Here is a 7,408-nt window from a genome sequence, read left to right as displayed (position 1 = left end):
CTGGCCGCGTTTGGCAAGCTGCGAACCCGCTTCGAGCGCCGCATCGACATTCATGTCGCGCTGCTTTCCCTGGCTTGTTGTGTCATCTGTGCTCGCAACCTCCCTTTGTTTTGTTAGCCGCTCTTATTCCAAAACATATTTTGATGCACCAACCCACGTGAGATGCCGAGAATCCGCACGCGCCTTCCAGCGCTGCGGTGATCGGCGGGGTTCCTTCTTTCCACTCTTTGCGGCCTTGACGTCGTTGGCAGGCGCAACCATCATGCAGATGGGGCCGAACGGCGCCCAACGGCTCGCCCCGGCGCACTACTTTTCGCACCACATCTGATTCCAGACAGCGCCTGACTCCTGCACCGAGCCCGGGAAACATGGCGAAGACAGCCTCAGTTCCCGCGACCTGTGTGCTGGCCTCTGACACGCGACTCAGCAAACAGGCTGCGTGCCTGTTCCCGCACAACCCTCAGATCTAAGAAGCGTTTGCGAGAGCACGGGCCACGCAGACACCAACGCATCCCGCAACTCCACCCTGCAGGCGGGCTATTTTCTGCTGGCGGCGTGCCCTTGGCCTGGACTGCCGCCCTTTGTCGGGCTTCGACGAATCGCTGGTAAACCCCACGTTCTTTCCTGACGGCCAGCATCGTGTGAACTCTCGTTGCATCCTCGGCCATGGCGACGCGTTCAGGCTGTTCAAGCGTCTGCCAAGGCTGAAGCTGGAGGAAGCCTGCTCGGCTCTCTGATCGTCGAAAGTTTGATCTATTGCAAATTTGGTGTTTTATAAATATGCTTGGTATACCAACAAAAGAAATCAAGGATGACAACAATGTACCGAGCGCTTGCATGCGCGGCCCTGGCCGCGCTCTCCACCTCATGCATGGCAGAGACCTGGCCTAGCAAAGCCATCAGCATCGTCGTCCCATTCGGCGCGGGTGGCAATACAGACGCCATCGCCCGCCTCACCGCCAACTACCTGACCAAGGCGCTCAACACATCAGTGATCGTGGACAACCGTCCCGGCGCCGCCGGTCTCATCGCGGCCAAGTACGTGCTCGGCGCGCCCGCCGACGGCTACACGCTGCTGATGGGCACCGCCTCGCAACTCATCACCGCGCCGTTCGTCAACGCGAACTTCAACTACGACGCGGTGAAGGACTTCGCGCCCGTGGTGAACATCGGCGCCAACGCCTTCGTATTGACCGCGCGCCCATCCTTGCCAGTAAAAAATCTGGCCGATTTCATCGCCCTCGCCCAGCGTGAACCCGGCAAGCTCACCTATGGCAGCGGCGGCACGGGCAGCGTCACCCATATCTCAGCCTATGTGTTCACCCAGAAGGCTAGGATTGAGTTGACGCACATCCCCTACAAAGGCGGAGCCGCTGCGCTGACCGACCTGCTCGGCGGCCAGATAGACATGTACTCCGCGAGCCCCTCCGAAGTGATTCCGCAGGCGAACTCGGGCAAGCTGAAGCTGCTCGCCATTTCCAGCCCGACGCGGCTCAAGGAACTGCCCAAAGTGCCCACCATAGCCGAGACCTTCCCCGGCTATGAAGTGAGCACCTGGAACGGCCTGGTTGCTCGCGCAGGTACACAGCCGGAGATCCTGGATCGCATCGCCGCTGAGGTAGTCAAGATGAAGGATGACCCGGCGCTCGTCAAGAGCCTCGAAGAGGCTGGCGTGGTCCCGGTATTTACTCCCCGCTCTGCCTTTGCCGAGCAAATACGCAACGAGACCGTCACCTGGGGCAAGGTGCTGAAGAACTCAGGCATCCGGGCTGACTGATCTGCAGCCACTCCCTGTCCCTTTTGCTAGAAATCTGGAAAGAAAGAGAAACGCAATGAAATGGTTTGGACTTGCCGCCTACGTGCCCAGCGAGAAGAACGCCGTTGGTCCCCGGCTCGGCCTGGTCGTCGACAACAGCGCCATCTACGACGCACGCGACGCCTTGAATGCAGCCAAGGCCTCCGTAGCCGGCGCTCTGCCCACCGACCTCTGGGGTCTGCTCAGACACTGGGATGCGAGCGGCGGCGCAATCGAGGCGCTCGAGAGCGCGGCCGAGGCGATCCGCGAAGGCCGCATCAACCTTGCCAGGCAAGACGGCCCACTCGCAGTTCCCTACGAGCCGACACGTATCTTTGCCACCGCGTCGAACTTCTACGAGCACGCCGCCGAGATGGGCACCAAGTTGGCCGCGCGCAGCGAGAGCAGCCCCTACATCTTCATGAAAGCCGAGACCAGCGTCACGCCGACAAAGACGGCCGTGGTCATGCCGGCCAGCACCTTGAAGCTCGACTGGGAAGTGGAGCTTGCGGTGGTCATCGGACGCGGCGGGCGCAACATTTCAGAAAAGGATGCGTACGAGCACATTGCCGGCTACACCGTGATCAACGACGTGAGCGCGCGTGACCTCACCCGCCGCTCCGACTATCCGTTTTCGCACGACTGGTTCCGCGGCAAGAGCTTCGACACCTTTGCCCCGATGGGACCATGGTTCGTGCCGCGCGAATGCCTGGGCGACCCGATGAAGCTGCGCATGCGACTCACCGTGAACGGCGAAAGCATGCAGGACGCAACAACCGAAGGCATGATCTTCAACATTGCCGAGCAGATTGCGTATCTCTCCAGCATTCTCACGCTCAAACCAGGCGACCTGATCGCCACAGGCACGCCCACCGGCGTCGGCATGGGACGCGGCGTATTCTTGAAACCCGGGGACGTGATGGTGGCCTCTATCGAAGGCATCGGCGCCATCGAGAACAACGTCGTCACAGCATCCTGAACGAATCGTCATAGAAGGCAAGACGTCATGACAAACAAACTCAAACCGCGTCGCCTGGGCCATATGGTGCTCATGGTGCGAGACATCCAGAAGTCGGCGAAGTTCTACACCGAAGTGCTGGGACTTGAAGTGTCCGACTGGATCGGCGAGAGCATGGTGTTCCTGCGTGCAGGGACTGATCACCACGACCTCGCGCTCGCACAACTGCCGGACAAGGACTCGGTGGACTTCAATGATCTACCGCGCTATTCGCGCCCGGGACTGGAGCACTTCTCCTACCTCATCGACAGTGAAGAAGAGATGGAGCGCTCGGTGAAGGTGCTGCAAGATCATGGTGTGGAGATAGTGCGCGGCATCGGCCGCCATGGCCCCGGCAACAACCTGTTCTTGGTTTTCAAGGACCCGGATGGAAACAACGTTGAAGTCTATTGCGACATGACGCAGATACCGCAGGACGGAAAGCACAGGCCGGAAGTATGGGAGCGCAACCTGGAGAGCTTCGACCAGTACCGCCTTGAGCGCTTCGTGGTTCCGCCACCGGCGCATCTGGTCGCGTCCAAGACCCAGCCGAAAGAATAGACGGCCATCAAGCTGCCGGGACCTGCTCCCGGCATCGCGTTTTCTTTGTTCATGGAATTTCATGCGCGCAAAGGCTTCCATTCAAATGCCCGCTCTCGCAAGCGAGAGCGGGTCGAAGTGGATACCATGGACTATGCCAGCCGCGCACCTCGGTCAAACCACCGCAAACCGTGCCTGCCGTCCGTTCAGCACCGCCTCAAGACTCTCCAGAAGTGCAGCAGTCTGCGCCCGCTGCGCAGCAGGCGAGCGGCCTGCCATGTGAGGCGTAATCAATACGTTGTCCATGTCAAGGATTTCCCGCGGTACCTCGGGCTCCGATTCAAGAACATCCAGCCCTGCTCCGGCGATGGTGCCCTTCTGCAAGGCATCAACCAGATCGAGCGTGTTCACCACGCTACCGCGCGCCACGTTGACTAGAAAGCCTTCGCGCCCCAGTGCTGCCAGTACCTTCGCATTCACGATATGCCACGTCTCTGGCCCCCCCGGGCAGGCCGTGACAAGGTAGTCACTGGCCTCGGCCATCGCAAGCAGATCCGCCGCGTATTCGAAAGGCAGTTCGGTGCGCGGATTGCGGGTGCAGTACATCACCCGCATGCCGAATGCCTGGGCGCGCCTGGCTATGCCCTGGCCGATGCGCCCCATTCCAATAATCCCCACGGCCGCTCCGTTGAGCGAGGGACGCGCGGCACGCGCGTTCTTCCACCCGCCCGCGCGGACCATGCCGCTCAGAACGCCATAGCCACGAGACAGCGCGAGCATGAACCCCAGCGCGTGGTCGGCCACAGTTTCATCGTTGGTTCCCGGGGCATTGGTCACCACGATGCCGCGGGCTGCGGCGGCGGCCAGATCCACGTTCTCATAGCCCACGCCAAATGCGTTGATCACTTCCAGCGCCGGCATTTGTCCGATCAGTTGCGCAGACAGCCCCGTGGTTCCGTTCGTGACCACACCCGCGATACGACCGAGTGGAACATCAGCGCCGATGCTCCCGACACCATCGGATGCCATGTGCAACACGTAGCGGGTGCCCAGCGCTTCGCGGGTGATGCTGGGCAGGGGAATCAATGCCATTACATGGCTGCGTTCCACTTGCGTTCCTCGCCTTCAGTCTTGCTTGGCAGCGATGGGGGCGACGTCCCTCACGGCGCCCTTCCAGCCAGACTCGGTGATGTCAAACACGATGCCGTCCGGGGTGCGGTACTTCACCTCATAGAACACATTCGGATCCGTCTCCTTGCGACCGGTGAGGTAGGTGCCACCGGCGGCGAGCACCTTTTTCTCTGCCTCCTCAAGGTTGTCCACCCACACACCGAAGTGAATCACACCACGAACGTCCTTGAGCTTCTCGTAACCGGGAACGGCTTCGTCCTTGAAGTTCAGCAGCGCAACGTTCATCACGCCGTCCGTCATGTACCACCCGCGCATTGCGCGGCCGGCCCGCGTCATGCCGAAGGCCTGTTCGAAGAACTTTGCCGCTGCTTCCGGATCGCTCACCGAGAGGGCTATGTGTCTGAGTTTTTCCATGCGATTTCTCCAGTCAAGTGATAGTGCAGACAAATTATAGTGATTGATGTATAGTTTGGTATACCAAAATACATATTTGTATATTTTTGATGAAGCATACGTCATCGCAGCCCTTTGGAAGCCTGGACCCGCAAGCCCAAGCCTTGCTCGATCACGTGGGACGCATCTGGACGACGGACATCAACCAACATCGTGACCTCGTGGTGCGCACCTTCACCCCGCTGGTGTGTGCGGCAGACAACAGCGGCATCGCGGTGCAGCCCGACACTCCTTATGGCGCACATGAGCGGCAAGTCCTGGATGTGTACAGCCGCCCCGAATGGTCGGCCGAAGACCAACTCCTGGGCCGCGACGTGCTGGTCTTCTTTCACGGCGGTGCGTTCATCCGCGGCAACAAGAGCTCCAACGGCGCGATCTACGACAACGTGAGTTACTGGTTCGCACACCAAGGATGCGTTGCCGTGAACGTGGAGTATCGGCTGGCTACCGAAGCCCCCTACCCTGCTGGCGCGGAGGACGTCATAGCCGCCGTGCATTGGCTGCGGGCCCATATAGCGCGCTTCGGTGGCAATCCACGGCGCATTTTCCTGATGGGCCATTCCGCAGGGGGCTCGCATGTGGCAAGCGCCCTGTTTGATCCCGCCGTTGCGGGGCGGCTGCGCGACTCCGAAATCGCGGGAGCGATGTTGGTCAGCGCGCGCCTGCGCGCAGACGTTCTGCCGGACAACCCCAACGCAGCAGGTGTACGCGCCTATTTCGGCGAGGACGAGACGCTGTACGAGCAACGCTCGCCCTCAAGCCACGCGGGCATCAGCAACGTACCGATGATCATCGCGGTGGCGCAGTACGAGAACACGCATCTGGATCGCTACAGCCGAGAGTTCTACGACAACGCGCTGGTCAGTGGGCGCACGGCGCTCACCCGCTTCGTCTACATGGCGCGCCACAACCACACCTCCATCGTCGCGCATTTCAACAGCGGCGAGGAAACACTGGGACCGCAGTTGTTGCAGTTCATGCACGACACGGCAGGTCCCGATTCGACTCATCAATGACGGAGATCCGAGGACCATGCCACAGACCTCAAGCAAACCCAGGGTGCTTGCACCTGCGCTGACGCCCTTCAACCCGGACCTGTCGGTCAATACGCACGCCTTCATCGACTTCTGCCACTGGCTGGTTTCCCAGGGTGCTGGGCTCGCAGTGTTCGGGACCAACAGCGAAGCCAACTCGCTTGCGCTCAAAGAAAAGATCGCCCTGCTGGAGGCGCTCGTGCAGGCCGACGTTCCCGTCGACGCCATGGTGCCCGGGGTCGGCCTCTGTGCGCTACCGGAGACCATAGAACTCACCCGCCGTGCAGTCGATCTGGGCTGCTCTGGCGTGCTAGCCCTCCCGCCTTTTTACTTCAAGCCCGCATCCGACGACGGACTCTTCGCTTATTACGCAAACATCGTCGAGATGGTGGCGTCCGTGCGACTGAAGATCTACCTCTATCACATCCCGCAGTTCACAGGCGTACCCATCACCTGCTCATTGATCGAGCGGCTCATCTCCGCCTATCCGAAAACCGTCGTCGGCATCAAGGACAGCGCAGGCGACTGGGACAACACGGAGCGCATACTGCGGGAATTCCCAGGCTTCGAAGTCTTCCCCGCGTCCGAGGCGCTTCTGGAAAAAGCGCTGCCGCTGGGCGCCGCAGGCTGTATATCCGCCACAGCCAACGTGCAGCCCGCCGCTATCGCCCGTACGATCGCCGCGTGGGGTACGGCGGGTTTCCAGAAGGAACAGAAGGAGATCACGATCATCCGCAATCTGTTCCAGTCGCAGCCGATGATTCCCGCGCTCAAGTATGCCGTAGCCCGGCAGTTCGGCGACGACGGTTGGCTCAACGTCCGCCCACCCCTGGCGAAGGCAGCCGACTCTTGGGGTCGACCGTTATGCGATGAACTCGCCAAGGTCGGCTTCCGCATGGAGGTGCAAGCGTGAGCGCAGAGAGCCTTCCTGGTCCGCTCGGCAGCTATTCGCGCTTTCGTTGCGACGGCGCTACCATCTATCTTGCCGGCGTAAGCGCACGCCTGCCCGACGGAAGCATTGATGGGGTGCAGCACTTGAACGACGCATCGCCGCATCGCGACATAGCGGTGCAGACGCGGCGTGTGCTCAGGAACATCGAAACCATATTGCGTGAAGCCGGAGCAACCCTCGCAGACTGCATCGACATGACTTGCTATCTGGTCGACCAACAGGACTTTACGGTCTTCAACACTACCTATGCGGAGTTCTTCATCGGCGAACAACCTCCCACGCGCACGACCGTGGTAGTACGTGGCTTGCCGCATCCGGACATGGTGGTGGAGATAAAAGCAATCGCCTTAAGGCGAATGGCGCTTACTTTGTGGCCCATGTGACCTTGCCCCTGGAATCCGTATCCCATAGCTGAGCTCATGAGGTGGCTTGCCTTGGTTGATTGGCAAGCCAGTCCTGCTCGAACTGCATCGGGCTGACGTAGGCCAGCGTCGAGTGCAGTCGGG

Annotated in this window: 8 protein-coding genes and 1 pseudogene; 7 read left to right on the top strand and 2 right to left on the bottom strand. The window is 60.7% G+C overall.

What is annotated here, in order from left to right:
• The 4 genes and pseudogenes from JHD63_RS21095 to JHD63_RS21080 form a co-directional block, all read left to right on the top strand.
• Positions 1-117, top strand: a pseudogene (locus tag JHD63_RS21095) (IS5/IS1182 family transposase); the annotation flags it as partial.
• A gap of 703 nt (positions 118-820) precedes the next feature.
• Entirely contained in the window at positions 821-1,777 is a 957-nt protein-coding gene (locus JHD63_RS21090) for a Bug family tripartite tricarboxylate transporter substrate binding protein (RefSeq protein ID WP_198972766.1), read from the top strand.
• 55 nt (positions 1,778-1,832) lie between these two features.
• Positions 1,833-2,774 carry a fumarylacetoacetate hydrolase family protein gene (locus JHD63_RS21085; RefSeq protein WP_198972765.1) on the top strand — a complete coding sequence of 314 codons (942 nt, stop codon included), beginning with the start codon at positions 1,833-1,835 and terminating at the stop codon, positions 2,772-2,774.
• Between the two features lie 27 nt (positions 2,775-2,801).
• Positions 2,802-3,353: a VOC family protein gene (locus JHD63_RS21080; protein WP_198972764.1), complete on the top strand. Its 552-nt coding sequence runs from the start codon at positions 2,802-2,804 to the stop codon at positions 3,351-3,353.
• Between the two features lie 153 nt (positions 3,354-3,506).
• On the opposite strand, the gene JHD63_RS21075 is transcribed toward JHD63_RS21080, so the two are convergent.
• Positions 3,507-4,424, bottom strand: coding sequence for a 2-hydroxyacid dehydrogenase (locus JHD63_RS21075; RefSeq protein ID WP_233168511.1), 918 nt, complete (start codon positions 4,422-4,424; stop codon positions 3,507-3,509).
• Positions 4,425-4,457: 33 nt separating this feature from the next.
• Positions 4,458-4,877, bottom strand: coding sequence for a VOC family protein (locus tag JHD63_RS21070; protein WP_198972762.1), 420 nt, complete (start codon positions 4,875-4,877; stop codon positions 4,458-4,460).
• 143 nt (positions 4,878-5,020) lie between these two features.
• On the opposite strand from JHD63_RS21070, the gene JHD63_RS21065 reads away from it, so the two are divergent.
• The 3 genes from JHD63_RS21065 to JHD63_RS21055 are packed head-to-tail and all read left to right on the top strand — an operon-like array spanning position 5,021 to position 7,285.
• A complete protein-coding gene (locus JHD63_RS21065; RefSeq protein WP_233168510.1) occupies positions 5,021-5,932 on the top strand; it encodes an alpha/beta hydrolase in 912 nt (303 codons plus the stop codon).
• A gap of 16 nt (positions 5,933-5,948) precedes the next feature.
• A complete protein-coding gene (locus tag JHD63_RS21060) occupies positions 5,949-6,863 on the top strand; it encodes a dihydrodipicolinate synthase family protein (RefSeq protein WP_198972760.1) in 915 nt (304 codons plus the stop codon).
• Complete coding sequence (locus JHD63_RS21055) at positions 6,860-7,285, top strand: RidA family protein (RefSeq protein ID WP_198972759.1); 426 nt, start codon at positions 6,860-6,862, stop codon at positions 7,283-7,285. The genes JHD63_RS21060 and JHD63_RS21055 overlap by 4 nt, the downstream gene beginning before the upstream one ends.
• Positions 7,286-7,408 lie beyond the last annotated feature (123 nt).

It is taken from the genome of Xylophilus sp. ASV27, assembly GCF_016428875.1.
Taxonomy (GTDB): domain Bacteria; phylum Pseudomonadota; class Gammaproteobacteria; order Burkholderiales; family Burkholderiaceae_C; genus Xylophilus.
This window is presented reverse-complemented; position numbering and strand designations above follow the sequence as displayed.